Here is a 21,394-nt window from a genome sequence, read left to right on the forward strand (position 1 = left end):
GGTCGGGAGAAGATGTCTCGACACGTCTGACACCGAGAACCCCCGAAGAACGAGGACGCCCATGATCAACGCGATTGTTCTGATTCACGCCGAGGCCCAGCGAATCCCGGAAACCGCGCAAGCTGTCGCCGACATCTCGGGCATTGCCGAGGTGTACTCGTGCGCAGGTGACATCGATCTGATCGCCATCGTGCGCGTTCGCGACCACAGCGAAATCGCCCAGGTCGTGACCGAACGCATCAACAAGGTCGACGGCGTTGTTCGCACGGCCACACATATTGCGTTCCAGTCGTACTCGAGCGCCGACATCGAGGCAGGCTTCTCTCTCGGGGAGTGACTCCTACGAACCGAGCGTGGTGGTGAGTGCGGCCCAGGCCTTCAGAACCTCGGCCGCCTTCCCGCTGTCGATCGCGTGGGCGGCGGTCTCCACGCCCGCCGCGACGCCGTCTTCCAGGCTCAGCGTCCCGAGACTGTCTGCCGAGCTCGGCGTCCCGAGACTGTCTGCCGAGCTCGGCGTCCCGAGCCCACGCAAGGCGGCCAGTGCGCCGCCTGCGTTGAGCAGCACCGCATCACGAACCGGACCCTTCTCTCCCGCGAACACGCGACGCGCCACCGACGCGTTCAATTCCGCGTCACCGCCCCGCAGTTCGTCCAGTGACACCCGCTCGATCCCGATGTCCCGAGGGTCGAAGGTTCGCTGCGTGACCTCACCTGCCGAGACGATGCGCACCGTCGAGGTGGTGGACGTCGTCAGTTCGTCGAGACCGTCGTCACCCCGGACCACGAGCGCGGAGCTTCCCCGCCGAGCGAGAACGCCCGCGACAACCGGTCCGAGTTCTTCGAACGCGCAGCCGATGAGTCCGGCACGGGGGGAAGCCGGATTGGTGAGCGGCCCGAGCACGTTGAACACCGTCGGAATCCCGATCTCCTTGCGCGGGGCGGCAGCGAACCGCAGCGCAGGATGAAATACAGGGGCAAAGCAGAATCCGATTCCGACTTCGTTCACGCAGCGCGCCACCTCGTCGGGACCCAGGGCAATTCGAACCCCGAGTGCCTCCAGTACGTCCGCGCCGCCACTCTTGGACGATGCCGCCCGGTTTCCGTGCTTGACCACCCGCGCACCCGTGGCCGCGACGACCACGGCCGCCATCGTCGAGATGTTCACCGTGTTGGAGCGGTCGCCGCCCGTTCCCACGATGTCGACCACGTCATCGTCGACGCGCACCGGACGGGAGTGGGCCAGCATGGAACCGGCGAGACCCTCGAGTTCGGTGGGAGTCTCGCCCTTCATCTTCAGTGCGACGCCGAATGCCGCGATCTGGGCCGGGGTGGCGTTGTCCGCCATGATCTCGTCCATCGCCCAGCGCGCGTCGTCCACGGAGAGGTCTCGTCCCCCGGTCAACGTCCCCAACACCGAGGGCCACGTCCGAGTCTTCGTGTCGTCGACCGGACTACTGGTCGGGCTCTGCATGCGTACCGCCCCTCATCTCTGGTGATCTGGGTGTGTGTCGGATCCCGTGATGCGGAGCAGCCTATCCAGCGACCGACTCGGCATCGTCACGGACCGGTTGCAACGCGTCCCAACCCGTGACCACTCCGTCCAGTCGCTGAGCCAGACCGGCCATCCGGGAGCGTTCCTGCGAACAGTGAAGCGCATCGAGCAGTTGCACTCTCTGCAGAGTCAACGGAATCATCTCGTCGCCGGTAGCGCCTCCGTCCCCTGCACCGGGCGCAGCCGAGTAACCGTCTTGCGAAGCGACCGCGACGGCATCGTCGACTCGACCCCGTGTCAGCATCAGATGGTGACGCAGCACGGCCTTCTCGTCCGGCAACCACCGGGGCGACTCGGACGCTGCCCGGTCGAGTGCCGCCGAACACGCCTCGGCGTCGTCGGAACTCGACGCAACCACGACGAGATCCGGACGCGTAGGGTCGAGTTCTGGCGCCGGGGTGCGGCCGAACAGCCGACGTAACCACCCCTTGCGTTCATCGGTTGATCCCATGCGACAACTCTCTCACGACTCGCGACCTGGTGATTCGCAGCCCGAAGCCGGCATCCGCACCGTTCCGACGCGCCGATGTCGGACCCGAGTGGGCGCGTGTTACGACAAGGCGTCATACTTCCTTCTGTGACGAGCGCAGTAGGGACTTCAGGATCAGCAATCACCCAACGCGTGCACTCGCTGAACCGACCGAACATGGTCAGCGTTGGCACCATCGTGTGGTTGTCGAGTGAGCTCATGTTCTTCGCCGGGCTCTTCGCCATGTACTTCGTGGCGCGAGCACAGGCACCGGAAGGCGCGTGGCCGCCCGAGCCGACCGAGCTGAATCTGTGGCTCGCCGTTCCGGTGACCCTCGTTCTGATCGCGTCGTCCTTCACGTGCCAGCTGGGTGTTTTCGCCGCAGAGCGCGGTGATGTCTTCGGCCTTCGCCGCTGGTACGCGATCACCTTGGCAATGGGCACCTTCTTCGTGTGTGGCCAGGCGTACGAGTACATCCACCTCGTCGAGCACGGCACCACGATCTCCAGCAGCGTGTACGGCTCCGTCTTCTATATGACCACGGGCTTCCACGGTCTGCACGTCATCGGCGGTCTCGTCGCATTCGTATTCCTCATTCTCCGCACCAAGGTCAGCAAGTTCACCCCGGCACAGGCAACGGCAGCGATCGTCGTCTCGTACTACTGGCACTTCGTCGACATCGTGTGGATCGCATTGTTCGCCACTATCTATTTCATCCGTTGATCAGCTGAACGCAGCAGGCAGCCCCTGACGTCCAGTCCGTCCCGACATACCAAAGGGATACAGATGAGTTCATCCCCCCCTCCCACATCCGATTCCACGACGTCCGCACGTAAGGCTCGTCGGCAGCGGAAGCTGCGCAGGCGCGTCACCGGCGCCTTGGTCCTGATGATGGGACTGGTCAGCGCCGGTTTCCTTGCGGCGGCATTCACGCCGGAACCACAGGTCGCCACCGCGAACCAGGATCAGGCAGCCCTGATCCGTGAAGGAAAGCAGCTGTACGACACGTCCTGCATCACGTGCCACGGCGCGAACCTTCAGGGTGTTCAGGATCGCGGACCGAGCCTGATCGGGGTCGGCGAAGCAGCCGTCTACTTCCAGGTTTCGTCGGGACGTATGCCGGCAGCGCGCAACGAGGCGCAGGCCGAGCGCAAGCCACCGAAGTTCACCCCGTCGCAGACGGACGCCATCGGTGCCTACGTGCAGGCCAACGGCGGCGGCCCGACCGTCATCCGGGACGAGAACGGCGAGATCGCGCAGTCCTCCCTTCGTGGAGGCGACATCGGACGAGGCAGCGAGCTGTTCCGTCTAAACTGTGCGTCCTGCCACAACTTCACCGGTCGCGGCGGCGCACTCTCGTCCGGAAAGTTCGCGCCGATCCTCGATCCGGCAAGCGAGCAGCAGATTTACACCGCGATGGTCACGGGACCGCAGAACATGCCCAAGTTCTCCGACCGTCAGCTGACCATCGAGGAAAAGAAGGACATCATCGCCTACATCAAGACGGCTTCGGAGAGCAAACAGCCCGGTGGCCTCGGACTGGGCGGCTTCGGGCCGGCATCTGAGGGAATCGTGATGTGGGTCGTCGGAATCACCGCTGTCGTCGGTGCAGCATTGTGGATCGGAGCAAGGTCATGAGCGACGCTGGCCACTCGGGCGGCGCTACGCCTAAGAAGTACACGGACGAAGAGCTACAACAGCTCAGCCGTGACGAACTGGTCGAGCTGGGTACCAATCTCGACGGTGTGGACGTCGCCTACCGGCGCGATCGCTGGGCCGTCGAAGGCACCAAGGCCGAGAAGCGTGCCGAGCGTGCGGTCGCCTTCTGGTTCGGCCTCGCCGGTGTGTCCGGACTCGCATTCATTGCGATCTACCTCTTCTGGCCATGGGAGTACGCCGGTCAGGGCGAAGACACCTACGACGCCTACAGCCTGTACACGCCACTCATCGGTCTGACGTTGGGTCTCGCAATTCTCGGCGTCGGTGTCGGTGCGGTGCTCTTCACCAAGAAGTTCATCCCCGAAGAGGTCTCGATCCAGGATCGCCACGACGGCGGCTCTTCCGAAACCGACCGCAAGACGATCGTCGCCGAGCTCGGTGACTCATTGGAAACGTCGACTCTCGGTCGCCGCAAGGTCATCAAGCGCAGCCTCATCTTCGGTGGCGGCGCGCTCGGCATCGGCTTGCTGATGCCGCTCGGCGGATTGATCAAGAACCCGTGGGCCAAGGGCGACGACTCGCCGCTGTGGGTGTCCGGCTGGACCCCTCGCTACCCCGGCGAGACGATCTACCTTCGCCGCGACACGGGCCGACCGCACGATGTCGTGCTCGTTCGTCCGGAGGACCTCGACGCCGGATCCATGGAGACGGTGTTCCCCTTCCGCGAAGCTGATCGCGGTAACGATCACGCACTGCTCGAGTCGCTTCGCGGCATCCGCAATGCCACCATGCTCATTCGTCTGCGCACCGAGGACACCGCCAAGGTCGTCAAGCGGAAGGGTCAGGAGAGCTTCAACTACGGCGACTACTTCGCCTACTCGAAGATCTGCACCCACCTCGGCTGCCCGACGTCACTGTACGAGCAGCAGACCAACCGGATCCTCTGCCCGTGCCATCAGTCGCAGTTCGATGCGCTGACCTACTGCAAGCCGATATTCGGCCCTGCGGCTCGTGCACTTCCGCAGTTGCCCATTACAGTGAATGAAGAGGGCTTCCTGGTCGCCAGAGGCGACTACATCGAAGCACTCGGCCCGGCATTTTGGGAGCGTCGACCGTGAGTACAACAACGCAGTCAAAAGCAGCGACCATTGCCGCCGGCCAGGCCGAAGCTATGGACTCGCGCTACCACCTCGCGGCAGGTATGCGCCGTCAGATCAACAAGGTCTTCCCGACGCACTGGTCGTTCCTGCTCGGTGAGATCGCGCTCTACAGCTTCGTCATTCTGCTCATCTCCGGCGTCTACCTGACGCTGTTCTTCGACCCGTCGATTGCGCACGTCGTGTACGACGGTGCGTACGAGCCGTTGCGCGGCGTCACCATGTCCCGCGCCTACGAGACCACGCTGAACATTTCGTTCGAAGTTCGCGGCGGACTGTTCGTCAGGCAGATCCACCACTGGGCAGCGTTGATGTTCGCGGCGTCGATCATCGTGCACCTGCTTCGCATCTTCTTCACGGGCGCTTTCCGTCGCCCGCGTGAAGCGAACTGGGTCATCGGCTGCCTGCTGCTGATCCTGGCGATGTTCGAGGGATTCTTCGGTTACACCATCCCCGACGACCTTCTGTCGGGCACGGGCCTGCGCGCCGCATTCTCCGGCATCACGATGAGCATCCCGATCGTCGGTACCTGGTTGCACTGGCTGATCTTCGACGGCGACTTCCCCGGCGAGCTGATCATTCCGCGTCTGTACGTCGCACACGTGCTGCTCCTGCCGGGCATCATCCTCGCCCTCATCGCAGGCCACCTCGCGCTCGTCTGGTATCAGAAGCACACGCAGTTCCCCGGCCCCGGCCGCACCGAGAACAACGTCGTCGGCGTCCGCATTCTCCCGGTGTTCGCCGTCAAGTCCGGTGCGTTCTTCGCCGTCACCTTCGGCATCCTCGCGATCATGGGCGGTGTACTCCAGATCAACCCGGTGTGGAACATCGGACCGTACAACCCGTCTCAGGTCTCTGCCGGCTCCCAGCCCGACATCTACATGATGTGGACGGACGGCCTGGCCCGCCTGTGGCCCGCGTGGGAGATCTATCTGTTCGACCGGTACACCATTCCTGCCGTGTTCGCGGTGGCGTTGATCATGGGTCTCGTGTTCACGGTCCTGATCGCCTACCCGTGGATCGAGAAGCGTCTGACCAAGGATGATGCGCATCACAACCTGTTGCAGCGTCCGCGTGACGTTCCGGTGCGTACCGCAATCGGCGCGATGGCCATCACGTTCTACGTGGTCCTCACGGTGTCGTGCATCAACGACATCATTGCGTACAAGTTCGCGATCTCGCTCAATGCGATGACGTGGATCGGCCGCATCGGAATGGTGATTCTGCCTCCGATCGCGTACTTCGTGGCCTACCGCTTCTGCATCGGTTTGCAGCGCAGTGACCGGGAGGTTCTCGAGCACGGCATCGAAACTGGTGTCATCAAGCGGATGCCGAACGGTCAGTACATCGAGATTCACCAGCCGCTCGGTGAGGTCGACGACCACGGGCACCCGATCCCACTCGCCTACCAGGGGGCTGCTGTTCCGAAGAAGATGAACAAGCTCGGTTCCGCCGGCAAACCCGGCTCCGGCAGTCTCGTCAAGGCCGACCCGGCCGAGGAAAGTGCCGCACTCGAAGCCGCCGAGCACGCGGGCGAGCACGAGCAGTTGAAGATGCTGACCGAGTACCAGGACCGTATCCACGGAAACGGCGACGTCGACAACGGAGACGACACCGACGGGCGATCTGACTAGCTCGCCCGAGAAGCACAACAGCGAGGGCCTCGAACCAATGTGGTTCGAGGCCCTCGCTCGTTGCATCAGACGGCTGTTACAGCAGTCCCATGAAAGCCCCTGACGGCCTCATAGCTGTCCGGACACCCAACACCACCACCGGTGCCTGGCCACTCCCCTGCTGCATTCGGGCCGACACGGACGGCGGGCCGCACCGATCACGCTGCACGTTGCCGCTCCCTACTCGATGAGCGCATGCCACAGGTGAGAACCAACAGGGTCGACACTGAACTCCGGCCATGGCTGGTGGGGTGATCTTCGACTGCGATGGTGTGCTCGTGGACAGTGAGCGCCTGTCGAACCGGGTGTTTGCAGATATGCTGACGCGACTCGGGTTGCCGACGAGTACGGCTTCCGCCATGCGCGACTACATGGGCAGCTCGATCGCGGACGCCACTTCCGCAGGGGAAGAGCGGCTCGGTCGGCCACTGCCCGAATACTTCTGGCCCGACTACGCCGCCAAGTGCTTCGCACGGGAACTGCGCCCGGTGCCCGGAATCGAGGCCGCCCTTGACCGGATCGACGTCCCGGCATGCGTCGCCTCCAGTAGCTCCCCCGAAAAGATTCGATTCACTCTCGGGCACACACTGGCCTGCTGAAACGATTCGACGGGCGACTCTTCAGTACCACCGAGGTCGCGAATGGCAAACCGGCTCCTGACCTGTTCGTGCACACGGTACTCGCCTATGCCGGTCACGCCACGCTCGAAGACCGCCTCGCAGCGGCAGGCGGGAGCGTCTTTCACGACATGGCCAACTTGCCCGAACTGATCAGCGACATCCTTCGACGGTGAATTTCGCCGGATACGACGGAGGCGCCGAACCCTGGGTGGGATTCGGCGCCTCTGAGTGCGTGTGTAACGCGTGAACTCAGTGCTTCTCGGGTCCTACGTGGTATTCGAAGACCAGACCCGCTGCAGCGGCGATCACGGCCACGGCGGCCGCCGCAATCAGCCACGGCTCGAAGAATGCCAGACCGACGGCCGACAGAGCCGCGGCCGCAGCCAGCAGGATCGGCCAGTAGCTTCCGGGGCTGAAGAAGCCCAGGTCGCCCGCACCGTCGGCGACCTCTGCATCTTCGTAGTCCTCGGGACGCGTGTCGAGTCGGCGCGCAACGAAGCGGAAGTAGGTGCCGATGATCAGCGTCAGGCCCGCAGATAAGCAGATGGCGGTGAGGCCGGCCCATTCGATGCCGGTCCGTGACAGCGCGGTGAACACGCCGTACACGATCGCGACGAGAATGAAGAATACCGTCAGGATCTCGAAGAGCTTTGCTTCGATCTTCATATCAGCACTTGTCCTTGGTCAGTGATAATCGGCGTCCGTGATAACCAGCGGGCTCAGTTGCCCTCGGCAACGGTTGCCTGACGGTACTCACGGTCGGTGTTGAACGGCGTGGTGGACGTGGCAATCGGAGATTCCTCGATCTCCGCCAGCGCCTGCGCATTGCTCATGCCCTGGCCGCCGTCCTCCGCCGGCTTGCGGAGTTCGATGTACTGGGCGAACTTCTCGGGGCTCACGGCGCGAACCTCGAAGTTCATCATCGCGTGGTAGGTGCCGCACATCTCCGCACACCGTCCGACGAATGCACCTTCTTCCTCGATCTCGCTGATCTGGAAGACGTTGTCGGAGTGGTTTGCCTTCGGGTTCGGATTGACATCCCGCTTGAACAGGAATTCGGGAACCCAGAAGGCGTGGATGACGTCCGACGAGGCCAGTTCGAACTGGATGCTCTTGCCGGTCGGCAGAACGAGAACCGGGATCTCCTGGCTGGTGCCGACGGTCTCGATCTTGTTGTAGTTCAGGTACGACAGGTCCTGGGGGTCCTTGCCGTGAACGGCGCCGGGCAGCGAGTGCTCGCCTTCCGGTGCGGCGTTCGACTCCACGGCAGCCTGGGCTTCCTCGTCGACACCGTCGTACTCGGGTTCACCCTCGCGAAGATCGATGGTCTGGTATCCGAACTTCCAGTTCCACTGGAAGGCCGTAACATCGACCACGACGTTCGGGTTGTCGTCCTTCTTCAGCACGTCGTTCTGTACGACCACGGTGAAGTAGAACAGCACCGCGATGATCAGGAATGGAACGGCGGTGTACGCCAATTCCAACGGCACGTTGTATGCCGTCTGACGCGGGAACTCGGGCGAGTTCTTCTTCTTGCGGTGGAAGAGCACCGTCCAGAAGATCAGGCCCCACACCAGCACGCCCATTGCAAGCGCCGCGATGACCGACCATGTCCAGAGCTCGCGCATGCGCGTCGCCTCCGGGGTGATGCCTGACGGCCACCCGAAACGAAGCACCTCGTTGTCGATGGAGCAACCCGACAGCAGCAAGGCAGTGATGCCCACAGTTACTGCCAACGTCGCCCGCCGAAGGATCCGACCTTGCGCCACGTTCACGCCTTCCTGATCGCACAGATTCCATCAGGGCACACCCGAAAGGAAGGCCCAATTACTACGCAGCGTAGACCAAAGCCGGGCGCCGTCCACTCTCAGGGTCGCACTCGTGTCGTCGCATGCCCTGGCAGGCCCTCGAGAATATCTGCGGCATACTTTCCCGGAGAGTTCCTGTCATCTCCACTCGGTGGAGCGCTATTCCAATTCTGAATCGAGGTACCGGACGCTGTGTGCGGACTGCTCGGGCTACTGACCTCCGGCGAGACCAGCGAAAATGCCGTTTCGCAAGTCGATCAGGCAATGCATTGCCTGCGCCATCGCGGACCGGACGAGCATGGGACGTGGCACGACGACCACATCGTCTTCGGGTTCAACCGGTTGTCGATCATCGACATCGAACATTCACACCAGCCTCTGCGCTGGGGCCCCGAGGAATCGCCGGAGCGGTACGCGCTGACCTTCAACGGTGAGATCTACAACTATCTGGAAATCCGCGCCGAGTTGACCGAACAGTTCGGAGCGCGCTTCGAGACGGAAGGTGACAGCGAGGCCATCGTCGCCGCCTATCACTTCTGGGGTGAGGACGCGGTTCGCCGATTGCGCGGGATGTTCGCCTTCGCGATCTGGGATACCCAGAACCGTGAACTGTTCATCGCACGGGATCCGTTCGGTATCAAGCCTCTGTTCCTCGCGACCGGCGCAGGCGGAACCGCGTTCGGCAGCGAGAAGAAGAGCCTGCTCGAGCTGTCCGACCTGATCGGCATCGGCCGCGAACTCGACCCACGGGCGATCGAGCACTACACGGTGTTGCAGTACGTGCCGGAGCCCGAGAGCCTGCACAAGCAGATTCGCCGGTTGGAGTCGGGCAGCTACGCGCGGGTTCGTCCCGGCGAACAGCCGACGATCACCCGCTACTTCGACCCCACCTTTCCGGTTCGTCCGTTCTCGCCGGGTACCGAGAACGCCCGATACGGGAAGATCGCCGAAGCCCTCGAAGATTCCGTTGCCAAGCACATGCGGGCAGACGTCACCGTCGGCTCGTTTCTGTCCGGTGGCATCGACTCGACGGCCATCGCTGCGCTGGCGATGCGTCACAACCCGAACCTGATCACGTTCACGACCGGCTTCGAGCGCGAGGGCTACTCGGAGGTCGATGTGGCAGCCGAGTCTGCCGAGGCCATCGGCGCTCGACACGTCGTCAAGGTGGTCAGCCCCGCCGAGTTCGCGGCGGCGATCCCGGAGATCGTCTGGTATCTCGACGACCCCGTTGCAGACCCTGCATTGGTTCCGCTCTGGTTTGTGGCGAAGGAAGCCCGCAAGCACGTGAAGGTAGTGCTGTCGGGTGAAGGTGCGGACGAACTGTTCGGCGGCTACACCATCTACCGCGAACCGTTGTCGTTGAAGCCGTTCGAGCGCCTTCCCGGTGGTCTCCGAAAGGCGGCGGGTCGACTCTCCGAACGAATCCCGGAGGGCACCCGCGGCAAGAGTCTTCTGCACCGGGGTTCGATGCCGCTCGAGGAGCGCTACTACGGCAATGCGCGCAGTTTCAGCGATGCGCAGTTGCGCTCGGTTCTGCGGGATTTCCGGCCCGAGTGGACGCACCAGGACGTCACCGCACCGATCTATGCGCGCTCTCAGGGCTGGGATCCGGTTGCGCGCATGCAGCACCTCGACCTGTTCACGTGGTTGCGTGGCGACATTCTGGTCAAGGCCGACAAGATGACGATGGCGAACTCGCTCGAATTGCGTGTTCCTTTCCTCGACCCCGAAGTGTTCGCCGTGGCATCCCAGGTGCCGCTCGAGCAGAAGATCACCAAGAGCACCACCAAATACGCGCTCCGTCAGGCTTTGGAAGGCATCGTTCCGCCCCACGTGCTGCACCGCGCGAAGCTCGGGTTCCCGGTGCCGCTGCGTCATTGGCTCGCCGGTACCGAGTTGTTCGACTGGGCGCACCAGCAAATCGCGGATTCGAACACGGACCACCTATTCGACAAGGCCGTGGTGACGAAGATGCTGAACGACCACCGCGATGGCGTGTCCGATCACAGCCGGCGCCTGTGGACGATCCTCACGTTCATGGTGTGGCACGGAATCTTCGTCGAAAAGCGCATCGTGCCGGAGATCTCCGAGCCGGCCTACCCGGTATCCCTCTGAACCTCTGTGCGTGGTCTGCGAGTCCAGAGACTCGTCGACCACGCACAGAGAGCGAAGCCCTTACGGAAGAATCGTCGCAATCTCGTCGGCCGCTGCGGCGCCGTATGCGTCGCTGAGCCGCTTCAGAGCCTCGTCCTTGTCGAACGTCCACTCCTGAGTTCCGACTGTCTCGAGCACGAGAACAGCAACCAGCGAACCGAGCTGAGCAGCCCGCTCGAACCCGAGGCCTGCGCGATGTGCGAGCAGGAATCCTGCCCGGAAACCGTCGCCGACTCCGGTGGGGTCGACCTTTCCGTTCTCGGGAACGACGCCGACTCGGGTGACGTTGCCGTCTGCGTCCACGATCTCGACTCCATTGGCGCCGAGGGTGGTGACACGCACCTTCACCTGTGCGCGAATCTGTTCCTCGGTTTGGCCGGTCTTCTGCTGGAGCAGCCCCCACTCGTACTCGTTGGTGAAGAGGTACTCGGCGCCGCCGATCAGTTTGGCAGCGTCGTCGCCACTCAACCGGGCCAACTGCTGGGACGGGTCGGCGGCGAACGGAATGTTGTTCCGGCGGCATTCCTCCGTGTGGAGGATCATCGCTTCGGGATCATTGGCGCCGATGAGAACGAGATCCGGGGTGTCCTTCGACACGTCCGCCAACGAGATCTCACGAGCTTCGCCCATCGCCCCTGGGTAGAAGGAGGCGATCTGCGCCATGTCCTCGTCGGTGGTGCACACGAAACGAGCCGTGTGTGCACTGGTCGACGTACGAACACCGCCACAATCGACACCGTTCGACTCGAGCCACTGGCGGTACTCGGCGAAATCGGCGCCGACCGCGCCGACCAGAACCGGAGCACCACCGAGCACGCCCATGGCGTACGCGATGTTGCCGCCGACCCCGCCACGACGCACCACGAGGTCGTCCACCAGGAAGCTCAGCGAGATGTGGCTGAGTTGATCGGCGACCAACTGTTCGGAGAAGCGGCCGGAGAACTGCATCAAATGGTCGGTGGCGATGGAGCCGGATACCGCAATGGTCACGGGCGGATGCCTTTCAGCGAGACGGACAGAGACCCCTCACCGTACCCGGCGGACAGGCGGTCATCCTCATACGATGCTCCGGAGAAGACGAAACGCGAGGCCGCTGTTCGGCCTCGCGTCTCGGTGGCTGTTTCGACTCAGTTGAACGAGTCGCCACAGGCGCACGAACCCGTGGCCTGGGGGTTGTCGATCGTGAAGCCTTGCTTCTCGATGGTGTCCACGAAGTCGATGGATGCGCCCTCGACATACGGGGCACTCATACGGTCGACCGCGAGGCTGACCCCACCGAAGTCGACAACCAGGTCGCCGTCCAGGTTGCGGTCGTCGAAAAAGAGCTGGTAGCGCAGACCTGCGCAACCACCGGGCTGCACAGCGATACGCAATGCGAGATCGTCTCGGCCTTCCTGGTCGAGAAGCGCCTTCGCCTTCGAGGCCGCGGCCTCGGTCATCTTCACGCCGTGGACGTCGGTCTCGTTCTGCACAGTCATGGGCTCTCCCTCTAGTTCGTACCAACGCGTGAACGCTTCAACGGTACTTCGCGCCGATCTTATTCCCGGGTCATCTGCCCGTGATCAATCCCGACAGCCCTGCCAGGACACCACCAAGCGGTCCCTCCCATCGTATCGGACGGATCGCTCGTGTCACGCCTCGCAAACCGACGCGCTCATTCAATAGTCCCTCGCGGTCAGTTCCGCGAGGGACTTCAGGTGCCGCGGAGCGTCGGCCATGGCAGCGCCGATGGACCCGGCGATTCCGGCGAGCGAACGTGCGTCGCCGATTCCCGCTGCCGCAAGGACCACCGTGTCGAGGTCCACCTGACCGGCCAGTACGACCACAGGTATCGTAAACGACCGCGCGCGACGGGCCAGCGCGACCACCACCTTGCCGTGCAGAGATTGCCGGTCCAGTCGTCCTTCGCCGGTGATCACCAAGTCCGCTGCGCGGATCGCCTCGTCCTGCGAGGTCCGTTCGGCCACCACGTCCGCACCGGAGACGCGCGCTGCACCGAGAGCAAGCAGGACAGCCCCGAGACCGCCTGCTGCCCCAGCTCCCGGGAGGGAATCGATTTGCCTGCCGGCCACCCGTGCGAGTTGGCGCGCCCATTCGATGTTCTCGTCCTCGAGCAGTGCCACGGTGGCACCGTCCGCACCCTTCTGCGGTCCGAAAACGTAGGCCGCTCCGTCGGTGCCGACCAGCGGATTCTCGACGTCTGTCGCGGCTACGACACGCACCCCCGACAACGTGTCGCGTGCAGCATCGAGGCCACCGAGTGCCGCAACGAATCCGCGACCGCCGTCGGTGCACGCGCTACCACCCAGACCCACGACGATCTGGGTCGCACCTGCGTCCACCGCGGCCCCGACCAGCTGACCCACTCCCCTGCTGTGTGCTGCCAGCGCGGTTCCTGGCGACGGCTTCTCACCCAGAAGGTGCAGCCCGCAGGCCTGCGCAGACTCGATGTATGCCACGAGTCCGCTTTCACCGTCATCGAGGAGCCATTTCGCACGCACACGGGAATCGACGGGGCCGTCCACGTCGACTTCACGAACGGAACCGATCGCCTGCGACAGCACGTCGACGAATCCGGGACCTCCATCCGAGCACGGCGCCTTCACCAATTCGTCAGTCGGTCGTGCGGCGTGCCATCCCTCCGCGATCACGGAGGCTGCAACCGCCGCAGTCAGCGTGCCTCCGTACGAGTCGGGGGCGATCAGTACGCGCATCGCGAAAGTGTACGGCCAGTTTCCCCCGGCGCCGGGTCATCCCATAACCTGGAACGGTGAAACTGCTACGCCGAGGCGATTCGGACAAGCCGAACAAACCAGACGTCGAGGTCACCGAGACCACTGCGACCGAGGAGCCCTCGACACCCGCACGTGTCGGGAAGGGTCGGCCGACTCCGAAACGCCGAGACGCCGAAGGCAAGCGCCGCGGCCCGGTCGCGCCGGCACCGATGACCGCAAAAGAGGCGCGCGCCCGCAAGAAGGCGACCAAAGGCAGCAAAGAGGAACGGAAGGTCGCCGCGGCGGAGCGTCGCGCGAACGCCCAGGAACGTCGCGCCCGCATGCTCGCCGGTGACGACAAGTACTTACTCCCCCGCGACAAGGGCCCGGTGCGCGCGTACGTACGCGACATCATCGATGCGCGCCGCAACCTCGTCGGGCTCTTCATGCCGTTGGCCCTGGTGCTGATCATGACCATGTTCGTCACCCCGGAACTGCAGGCGATCATCACGCTGGCCATGCTGGTGATGATGGTGTTCATGGCCGTTGAAGGCGTTTACCTCGGCCGTCTCGTCAACAGCCGCGTTCGCACCCGCTTCCCGGACACGCCGGACGGCGGATTCAAACTCGGCTGGTACGCATTCGTACGCGCGTCACAGATCCGGAAGTTGCGCGCGCCCAAGCCGCGCGTGCGCCCCGGCGACGCCATCTGACCGACATGCATCGGTGACGACCGGACGACTGTGCGCATTGATAGCGTCTGACCTTGTGGCAAATTCCGCGCATTCTCGCGACTCTGCCGAGCACCTGCGCGACGACCGCACCCCCGGTGTGCGGACTCTCGTGCTGGGGGGTGCACGGTCGGGAAAATCGGCTCACGCCGAATCACTCTTCGCTGCGCTACCGGATGCCGTGGGTGTGCGATACCTCGCCACTGCACGACGCCGCCCGGGCGACGCCGACTGGCAAGACCGCATCGACGGCCATCGGCGACGGCGGCCCGTCCATTGGACTCTTGTCGAGACAGCACATCGCGGCGGGCTCGTCGAGGAACTGACGCGCACAGATTGGTCCGCGACTCTCGTCGACGATCTCGGCACCTGGCTGACCGACGTGATCGACCAGGCCGATGCCTGGGACCGCCCGAGGGGCACCGTCGCCGCCGACCTCGACGCACTCGTCGACCGGGTTCGCACCTACCCACACGACCTCGTTCTGGTGACGCCGGAAGTGGGGTTGGCCGTCGTGCCCGAGTCACGATCGGGAAGACTGTTCCGTGACGAGATCGGCGCTCTCAACGCACGTCTGGCACACGAGTGTGATCGGGTCGTGCTGATCGTGGCAGGCTTGCCCCTTATTTTGAAGGACTTGTCTTGAAGGACTCGTCATATCCAACGGAAGGCCGAAGTTGAGCGCGAACGCCGCGAGTTTCGAACCCGTCTCCCCACCCGATCGTGAGATACTCGATCAAGCTCGCGCACGTCAGTCGATCTTGACGAAACCCGCCGACTCGTTGGGACGACTCGAGACCCTGGCCTGCTGGGCTTCCGCCTGCCAAGGGCAGTGCCCGCCGCACCCCCTCACCCGACCACGCGTCGTGATTTTCGCAGGTGATCACGGTGTCGCACAAAGCGGTGTGTCGGCGTACCCAGCAGAGGTCACCGCCCAGATGGTGGCGAACATCGCATCCGGTGGTGCCGCCGTGAACACCCTCTCCGCGACGGCCGGTGCCGGCGTTCGGGTCGTCGACCTCGCCGTGGACGCCGACACCGCACCCGAAGTCTCCACATTCAAGGTTCGGCGTTCCTCGGGGGCCATCGATGTAGAGGACGCGTTGACGCACGAGGAGACATTGCAGGCCATCGCTGCGGGCCGCGCCATCGCCGACGACGAGATCGATTCCGGCGCGGACCTTCTCATCGCGGGCGACATGGGCATCGGTAACACCACGCCCGCCACTGTCCTGATCGCAGCAATCACCGACACCGAACCGGTTGCGGCGGTCGGTCGTGGCACCGGCATCGACGACGCCGGCTGGATCCGCAAGACCGCCGCCATTCGCGACGCCATGCGACGCGCACGCCCCCACGCCCGCGACACCGTCGCACTGCTCGCCACCGTGTCCGGAGCCGATATCGCAGCAATGTCCGGGTTCTTGGCTCAGGCGTCCGCGCGGCGCACACCGGTCATTCTCGATGGGGTCGTGGTCACCGCCGCTGCCATGGTCGCCGAAGAACTCGCGCACGGCGCCCGCGAGTGGTGGCTCGCCGGACACCGCTCCACCGAACCGGCACACACGATCGCGCTCAAACATCTGCAACTGGATCCGCTCCTCGAGTTCGATATGCGGCTCGGCGAGGGCTCCGGCGCAGTCACTGCGCTCCCGATTCTGCAGGCGGCCATCGGCACGCTCGCGAACATGGCCACCTTCACGGAGGCAGGCGTCGCCACCGAAACCGACGCGGATTGACGATGACCGTCCCTGTGTCCGGTGTGCAGCTGGCGTTCTCGTGGCTCACCGTGCTTCCGGTGCGTGGACCCGGCACGGTGGACAAGAACGCCGCAGCACGTGCCATAGCGGCGGCTCCGGTCACCGGTGCCGTGCTCGGCGTAGGCGCCGCCGCGTTGCTGTGGCTACTCACCAACACCGGTCTTCCCCCCACGATCGCAGGCCTACTCGCGGTGGCGGCGCACGCGCTCGTCACCCGCGGAATGCACATCGACGGACTGTCCGACACCTTCGACGGACTCGGATGCTACGGCTCCCCCGAGCGAGCGCGCGAAGTCATGCACAGCGGCGGCGCCGGCCCGTTCGGTGTCGTCGCGCTCGTCGTGTGTCTGGGACTGCAGGCATTGAGCCTGGGCATCCTGGCCGCGGACGATCGCTGGATCGCCGTCGCGGTTGCGATCTTCGTCGGACGTGTCGCAGTCGTGATTGCCTGCCGCCGCGGCGTACCGGCGGCCACCGATCACGGATTCGGCGCCTTGGTTGCGGGGACACAGAATCGCTGGAGCATCGGGCTGTGGTGTGCGGCCGCTCTACTCGTGTCAGCTGGAGCCGCGACTCCGATCTGGTGCGGACCACTGGTCACGGCCGGGGTCCTGGCGCTTGCCATTCCACTCGTTCGCCACTGCGTGCGACGCTTCGGCGGATTGAACGGGGACGTCTTGGGCGCCACCCTCGAGCTGACCGTCACCGCCCTGCTCGTGACAATGGCCACCACCAGTTGACGCCGGAGTCAGCTACATCAGCGCAGCTTGGTCATCCAGCCGTGAATATCTGCGAACGTGCCACGCTGGATGCCGGTGAGTGTGTCGCGCAAAGCCATGGTCACCTCGCCGGGCTCGCCGTCGGCGATGGTGAACTCACCCGACTCCGACTTGACGCGCCCGACCGGGGTGATGACCGCTGCCGTTCCACACGCGAACACCTCGGTGATCTCTCCGGATGCACTCTTGGTGCGTAGTTCTTCGGTGCTGATCTTGCGTTCCTCGACGGCGAAACCGGAATCGGTGGCGAGACTCAGTAGCGAATCACGAGTGATACCCGGAAGCAGCGAGCCGGAGAGCGCCGGGGTGACCAGACGCGCGTCCGAGCCGGATCCGAACACGAAGAACAGGTTCATGCCACCCATCTCCTCGACGTACGAACGCTCGACGGCGTCGAGCCACACCACCTGATCGCATCCCTGTTCCGCTGCCTGGGCCTGCGCAAGAAGTGAGGCCGCGTAGTTGCCGGCAAACTTGGCCGCGCCCGTTCCGCCCGGCGCGGCGCGCACGTATTCGGTCGAGAGCCACACGCTGACCGGGTGAACACCGCGAGGAAAGTACGCGCCGGCGGGCGACGCGATCAGCTGGAACCGATACTCGTTTGCCGGGCGCACACCCAGACCCGCCTCGGTCGAGAACATGAACGGGCGCAGATACAGGGCGTCTTCGCCACCGGCAGCAGGCACCCACTCGTGATCGACCTCGAGCAACTCGAGGATGGACTGCACGAACGTTTCGCTCGGGAGTTCGGGCATCGCCAGCCGCCGGGCGGACGTCGCGAACCGCTCTGCATTCGACTCGATACGGAACGACGAGATCGCACCGTCTGCCTGCCGGTAGGCCTTGAGTCCTTCGAAGATCGCCTGCCCGTAGTGCAACACCATCGCCGCAGGATCTAGCGACAGCTGACCATACGGCTCGACACGAGCATCATGCCAGCCCTTACCCGCCGAATAGTCGATGGACACCATGTGGTCCGTGAAGTACCGACCGAAACCCGGGGCGTCCAGAATTTCCTTCCGCGCCTGCGCCGAAGCGGGCGAGGGATGCTGGACACGGACGAATTCGGAGGCACCTGTCATGCGGGTGATCCTATCGAACGATTCCGACGCCCCTACTTCGTGTTGACGTCAACGAACGGCGGCGAGACCACTTCGCATCGCAGCGCACGTCCACGCACGTCGACCTCGACCTGATCACCGGCGGCGATTTCCGCAGACGCGTCGATCAGTGCGAGAGCGATTCCGACCTTCAACGTAGGCGAGAAGGTTCCCGACGTACTCTCGCCGATGGTCGCACCGTCGCGCAGAACCGATTGTCCGGCGCGCAGCACGCCGCGGTCGAGAGCCTTGATTCCCCACAGTTTCCGCGTCGGCCCGGCCGCCTTCTCGTCCACGAGGGTCTCCCGGCCCCAGAACTTCGGCTTCTTCCAGCCGACGGCCCACCCGCAGCGCGCTTCGAGCGGAGAGATCTCGAGCGAAAGTTCGTGTCCGTGGAGCGGGTACCCCATCTCGGTCCGCAAGGTGTCGCGGGCACCGAGCCCCGCGACCTGACCGCCTTCGGCACGAACGCCGTCGACCAGCGCCTCGAACAGGGCCTTGCTGTCGTCCCAACGCGGAAGGAGCTCGTACCCCACCTCGCCGGTGTAGCCGCTGCGGCAGACGCGCACCGGAAGACCGTTCCAGGTGGCGTCCGCAAAGCCCATGTATTCGATGTCGGTCGGTATCCCGAGCGCGGTGAGAACCTCCACGGACTTCGGGCCCTGGACGGCGAGAACGCCGAACTCTCGGTGCCGATCGACCACCGAGACTCCCTCCGGCGCCTGCGCTTGCAATGCCGCCACGACGTCGGCGGTATTCGCGGCGTTCGGCACGAGGAAGACCTCCTCAGGACCCACGTAGTAGGCGATCAGGTCGTCGATCACTCCGCCCGAAGGGGTGCAGCACAGCGTGTACTGAGCCTTACCCGGACCGATCTTCTTCAGGTCGTTGGTGAGAGCCCCATTGACGAACTCGGCCGCACCGGGACCGGACACGAGCGCCTTGCCGAGATGACTGACGTCGAACACCCCGACCGTCTCTCGAACGGCAGTGTGCTCGGCGACCACGCCGGCGTACGACACCGGCATCTCCCACCCTCCGAAAGGTGCGAACGTCGCACCCAGGTCGACGTGAGAGGAGTGCAGCGGCCCTTGCAACAACTGGTCGTCGGTCATGCGTGCCAACCTATCGGACCTCACGCCGGCGCTGCATCCGGTTCCGCGACGGACCGTGGGGGCGGGACTAGCATCGGTGCGTCGGGTACACCCGACGCAGGCCCCGTATCCGACAACGATTCAGGAGACACAGTGAGCACTTACACACCCCGACCACTCGGACCCACACTCGCGTTGGCGGGCAGCGTCGGGAAGCGTGCGGACGTGTTGGTGATCGGCCTGACCAAGTCCGCTGACGGCCCCGAACTAGCACTGGCCGAAGGAGTCGTCGACGACAAGATTCTGTCAGGGCTTCTCGACGACCTCGTTCGCGTCGGCGCTACCGGGGGCGCCGAGGAGATCACGAGAGTCCCCGCCCCCGAATCGTTGCCGGTGGACAGTGTCCTCGCCGTCGGATTGGGCGCGGCTGACGCGCTCGACGCCGAACAGATCCGCAAGTCAGCGGGCGCGGCAGCCCGCAGCATCAAGGGCGGCGGCACCGCCGCCACGACGCTGTCGATCCTCGACCTTGCTGCCGCGGCGGAGGGCTTCGCGCTCGGTGCTTACGCGTTTCACGAGTACCGGTCCGCCAAATCCGCACCCGGTCCGGATGCGGGCCCGCTCGGCGCAGTCGAACTCCTCGTGACCGCACCGAAGGACAACAGCGCCAAGGGGGCTCTGGAGCGTTCCACCGCGATCGCCAAGGCTGTCGCGACGGCACGCGAGTTCGTCAACACACCACCGAGCCACCTCTTCCCTGCCGAATTCGCCGATCGGGCACGTGCTCTCGGCGCGGCCGCGGACATGAAGGTCGAGGTCCTCGACGAAAAGGCGCTCGAGAAGAACGGATACGGCGGGATTCTGGGAGTCGGCAAGGGCTCGTCTCGGCCCCCTCGCCTCGTTCGGCTGTCCTACTCGTCGAAGAAGAAGGGTGCACCGAAGGTCGCCCTCGTCGGCAAAGGCATCACCTTCGACACCGGCGGTATCTCCATCAAGCCGGCAGCGAGCATGGAGAACATGACCTCCGACATGGGCGGTGCCGCAGCCGTGATCGCCACTGTGGTCCTCGCAGCAGAGCTCGGGGTTCCGGTCGATGTCACCGCGACCGTGCCGATGGCGGAGAACATGCCGTCGTCCACGGCGCAGCGTCCCGGCGACGTCCTGACCCAATACGGCGGCACCACCGTCGAGGTCATCAATACCGACGCGGAGGGACGACTCATCCTTGCGGACGCGATCGTGCGCGCGTGCGAGGACGACCCCGACTACCTGATCGACACGGCAACCCTCACCGGCGCGCAGATGGTGGCGCTCGGTACCCGCACCCCGGGTGTCATGGGCACCGACCAGTTCCGTGATCGCGTCGCCCAGGTGTCACAGCACGTCGGCGAGAACGGCTGGGCGATGCCCTTCCCCGGCGAACTGCGGGCAGACCTCGACTCGAAGGTCGCAGACCTTGCGAACGTCACCAATCAGCGCTGGGGCGGAATGCTCGTGGCGGGCATCTATCTGAAGGAGTTCGTCTCCGACAGTGTGCAGTGGGCTCATATCGACGTCGCCGGCCCCGCATACAACACGGCCGGACCGTGGGGATACACAGGTAAGGGTGGCACCGGCGTGCCGGTACGCACCATGATCAGCGTCATCGAGGACATCGCCGTCAACGGCTGACCCTCTGCGGGCGGGACTTCGTCGTCAGAGTTCGCTCTCGCGCTGCCGCTTTCGTTCTATGCGGCGCCGCGCATCGAAGTCCCGCATCCGCTGGGGGTAGCCCGTTTTCCGGACGTCGTAGACCGGAATGTGCAAGTCCTTGCCAAGCTTGCGGGCCCCCTGCTCCCCGCCTACGTGACGACGCGTCCATTCACCGTCCGCCGCGACCAGCACCACCGTCACCCGGGTCACGGTGGTCTCGGGTTCCACATACGCCTCGACACCGACGTGGGTATGCGTCCACTGCGCCAGATATGCGGCGTCACCCGTCGCGGTCTGTGCAGACGCGCGCACCTTCCGCGAGATCCGGTCGAACAGTCCCACGCCGCGCCTCCTGACGATCGATTGCGAAACATGCCGGTCATTCAAGTTTGCCAGCATGTCGGCAGATGTTACGGCGGTCGTGATGCT

Annotated in this window: 23 protein-coding genes; 13 read left to right on the plus strand and 10 right to left on the minus strand. The window is 64.5% G+C overall.

Annotated features, from left to right (window positions below; genetic code table 11):
• Positions 1-61: 61 nt before the first annotated feature.
• Entirely contained in the window at positions 62-337 is a 276-nt protein-coding gene (locus tag ACZI8Q_RS07650) for an Lrp/AsnC family transcriptional regulator (RefSeq protein ID WP_463372915.1), read from the plus strand.
• A 3-nt stretch (positions 338-340) separates the two neighbouring features.
• Here the strand turns inward: ACZI8Q_RS07650 and trpD are convergent, their stop codons facing one another.
• Together trpD and ACZI8Q_RS07660 are read right to left on the minus strand one after the other, a co-directional pair.
• Entirely contained in the window at positions 341-1,471 is a 1,131-nt protein-coding gene (trpD, locus tag ACZI8Q_RS07655; RefSeq protein ID WP_463372916.1) for an anthranilate phosphoribosyltransferase, read from the minus strand.
• 61 nt (positions 1,472-1,532) lie between these two features.
• Complete coding sequence (locus ACZI8Q_RS07660; protein ID WP_463372917.1) at positions 1,533-2,003, minus strand: hypothetical protein; 471 nt, start codon at positions 2,001-2,003, stop codon at positions 1,533-1,535.
• A gap of 126 nt (positions 2,004-2,129) precedes the next feature.
• Here ACZI8Q_RS07660 and ctaE point away from each other — a divergent pair, with 126 nt between their 5' ends.
• The 6 genes from ctaE (at position 2,130) to ACZI8Q_RS07690 (ending at position 7,303) form a co-directional block, all read left to right on the plus strand.
• Positions 2,130-2,744: an aa3-type cytochrome oxidase subunit III gene (ctaE, locus tag ACZI8Q_RS07665; RefSeq protein ID WP_463372918.1), complete on the plus strand. Its 615-nt coding sequence runs from the start codon at positions 2,130-2,132 to the stop codon at positions 2,742-2,744.
• Positions 2,745-2,807: 63 nt separating this feature from the next.
• Complete coding sequence (gene qcrC / locus ACZI8Q_RS07670; protein WP_463372919.1) at positions 2,808-3,659, plus strand: cytochrome bc1 complex diheme cytochrome c subunit; 852 nt, start codon at positions 2,808-2,810, stop codon at positions 3,657-3,659.
• Positions 3,656-4,798 (plus strand): cytochrome bc1 complex Rieske iron-sulfur subunit, encoded by a 1,143-nt coding sequence (gene qcrA / locus ACZI8Q_RS07675; protein WP_463372920.1) that lies wholly within the window; start codon positions 3,656-3,658, stop codon positions 4,796-4,798. The genes qcrC and qcrA overlap by 4 nt, the downstream gene beginning before the upstream one ends.
• A gap of 53 nt (positions 4,799-4,851) precedes the next feature.
• Complete coding sequence (qcrB, locus tag ACZI8Q_RS07680; protein ID WP_463373157.1) at positions 4,852-6,471, plus strand: cytochrome bc1 complex cytochrome b subunit; 1,620 nt, start codon at positions 4,852-4,854, stop codon at positions 6,469-6,471.
• A 278-nt stretch (positions 6,472-6,749) separates the two neighbouring features.
• Complete coding sequence (locus tag ACZI8Q_RS07685; RefSeq protein WP_463372921.1) at positions 6,750-7,109, plus strand: HAD family hydrolase; 360 nt, start codon at positions 6,750-6,752, stop codon at positions 7,107-7,109.
• Positions 7,110-7,177: 68 nt separating this feature from the next.
• Positions 7,178-7,303, plus strand: a complete 126-nt coding sequence (locus tag ACZI8Q_RS07690) for a hypothetical protein (RefSeq protein ID WP_463372922.1) — start codon at positions 7,178-7,180, stop codon at positions 7,301-7,303.
• A 76-nt stretch (positions 7,304-7,379) separates the two neighbouring features.
• On the opposite strand, the gene ACZI8Q_RS07695 is transcribed toward ACZI8Q_RS07690, so the two are convergent.
• The gene (locus tag ACZI8Q_RS07695; RefSeq protein WP_463372923.1) at positions 7,380-7,796 is read right to left on the minus strand and encodes a cytochrome c oxidase subunit 4; all 417 of its coding nucleotides are present in this window, start codon (positions 7,794-7,796) and stop codon (positions 7,380-7,382) included.
• 53 nt (positions 7,797-7,849) lie between these two features.
• On the minus strand, positions 7,850-8,905 hold the full coding sequence (gene ctaC / locus ACZI8Q_RS07700; RefSeq protein WP_463372924.1) for an aa3-type cytochrome oxidase subunit II: 1,056 nt from the start codon (positions 8,903-8,905) through the stop codon (positions 7,850-7,852).
• 225 nt (positions 8,906-9,130) lie between these two features.
• Between ctaC and asnB the strand changes: the two genes are divergently transcribed.
• Positions 9,131-11,056: an asparagine synthase (glutamine-hydrolyzing) gene (asnB, locus tag ACZI8Q_RS07705; RefSeq protein WP_463372925.1), complete on the plus strand. Its 1,926-nt coding sequence runs from the start codon at positions 9,131-9,133 to the stop codon at positions 11,054-11,056.
• A gap of 60 nt (positions 11,057-11,116) precedes the next feature.
• Here asnB and ACZI8Q_RS07710 read toward each other — a convergent pair whose 3' ends face one another.
• From ACZI8Q_RS07710 to ACZI8Q_RS07720, 3 genes are all read right to left on the minus strand, one after another.
• A complete protein-coding gene (locus ACZI8Q_RS07710) occupies positions 11,117-12,085 on the minus strand; it encodes a carbohydrate kinase family protein (protein ID WP_463372926.1) in 969 nt (322 codons plus the stop codon).
• A 137-nt stretch (positions 12,086-12,222) separates the two neighbouring features.
• Positions 12,223-12,573 (minus strand): HesB/IscA family protein, encoded by a 351-nt coding sequence (locus ACZI8Q_RS07715; protein ID WP_463372927.1) that lies wholly within the window; start codon positions 12,571-12,573, stop codon positions 12,223-12,225.
• Between the two features lie 180 nt (positions 12,574-12,753).
• On the minus strand, positions 12,754-13,809 hold the full coding sequence (locus tag ACZI8Q_RS07720) for a glycerate kinase family protein (protein WP_463372928.1): 1,056 nt from the start codon (positions 13,807-13,809) through the stop codon (positions 12,754-12,756).
• Positions 13,810-13,865: 56 nt separating this feature from the next.
• On the opposite strand from ACZI8Q_RS07720, the gene ACZI8Q_RS07725 reads away from it, so the two are divergent.
• The 4 genes from ACZI8Q_RS07725 to ACZI8Q_RS07740 all read left to right on the plus strand — a co-directional run bounded on the left by ACZI8Q_RS07725 (position 13,866) and on the right by ACZI8Q_RS07740 (position 17,040).
• Positions 13,866-14,522: a DUF3043 domain-containing protein gene (locus ACZI8Q_RS07725; RefSeq protein ID WP_463372929.1), complete on the plus strand. Its 657-nt coding sequence runs from the start codon at positions 13,866-13,868 to the stop codon at positions 14,520-14,522.
• A gap of 94 nt (positions 14,523-14,616) precedes the next feature.
• Positions 14,617-15,186, plus strand: a complete 570-nt coding sequence (locus tag ACZI8Q_RS07730) for a bifunctional adenosylcobinamide kinase/adenosylcobinamide-phosphate guanylyltransferase (RefSeq protein WP_463373158.1) — start codon at positions 14,617-14,619, stop codon at positions 15,184-15,186.
• Positions 15,187-15,217: 31 nt separating this feature from the next.
• Complete coding sequence (gene cobT / locus ACZI8Q_RS07735; protein WP_463372930.1) at positions 15,218-16,279, plus strand: nicotinate-nucleotide--dimethylbenzimidazole phosphoribosyltransferase; 1,062 nt, start codon at positions 15,218-15,220, stop codon at positions 16,277-16,279.
• Between the two features lie 2 nt (positions 16,280-16,281).
• Positions 16,282-17,040, plus strand: a complete 759-nt coding sequence (locus ACZI8Q_RS07740) for an adenosylcobinamide-GDP ribazoletransferase (protein WP_463372931.1) — start codon at positions 16,282-16,284, stop codon at positions 17,038-17,040.
• Positions 17,041-17,057: 17 nt separating this feature from the next.
• Here ACZI8Q_RS07740 and ACZI8Q_RS07745 read toward each other — a convergent pair whose 3' ends face one another.
• Both ACZI8Q_RS07745 and gcvT read right to left on the minus strand, forming a co-directional pair.
• Entirely contained in the window at positions 17,058-18,161 is a 1,104-nt protein-coding gene (locus ACZI8Q_RS07745; protein WP_463372932.1) for a branched-chain amino acid aminotransferase, read from the minus strand.
• A 32-nt stretch (positions 18,162-18,193) separates the two neighbouring features.
• Positions 18,194-19,294 (minus strand): glycine cleavage system aminomethyltransferase GcvT, encoded by a 1,101-nt coding sequence (gcvT, locus tag ACZI8Q_RS07750; protein WP_463372933.1) that lies wholly within the window; start codon positions 19,292-19,294, stop codon positions 18,194-18,196.
• 132 nt (positions 19,295-19,426) lie between these two features.
• On the opposite strand from gcvT, the gene ACZI8Q_RS07755 reads away from it, so the two are divergent.
• Positions 19,427-20,944: a leucyl aminopeptidase gene (locus ACZI8Q_RS07755; RefSeq protein WP_463372934.1), complete on the plus strand. Its 1,518-nt coding sequence runs from the start codon at positions 19,427-19,429 to the stop codon at positions 20,942-20,944.
• A 24-nt stretch (positions 20,945-20,968) separates the two neighbouring features.
• Here the strand turns inward: ACZI8Q_RS07755 and ACZI8Q_RS07760 are convergent, their stop codons facing one another.
• Positions 20,969-21,307 carry an oxidoreductase gene (locus tag ACZI8Q_RS07760; protein WP_463372935.1) on the minus strand — a complete coding sequence of 113 codons (339 nt, stop codon included), beginning with the start codon at positions 21,305-21,307 and terminating at the stop codon, positions 20,969-20,971.
• Positions 21,308-21,394 lie beyond the last annotated feature (87 nt).

This window comes from Rhodococcus quanlei (assembly GCF_055231015.1).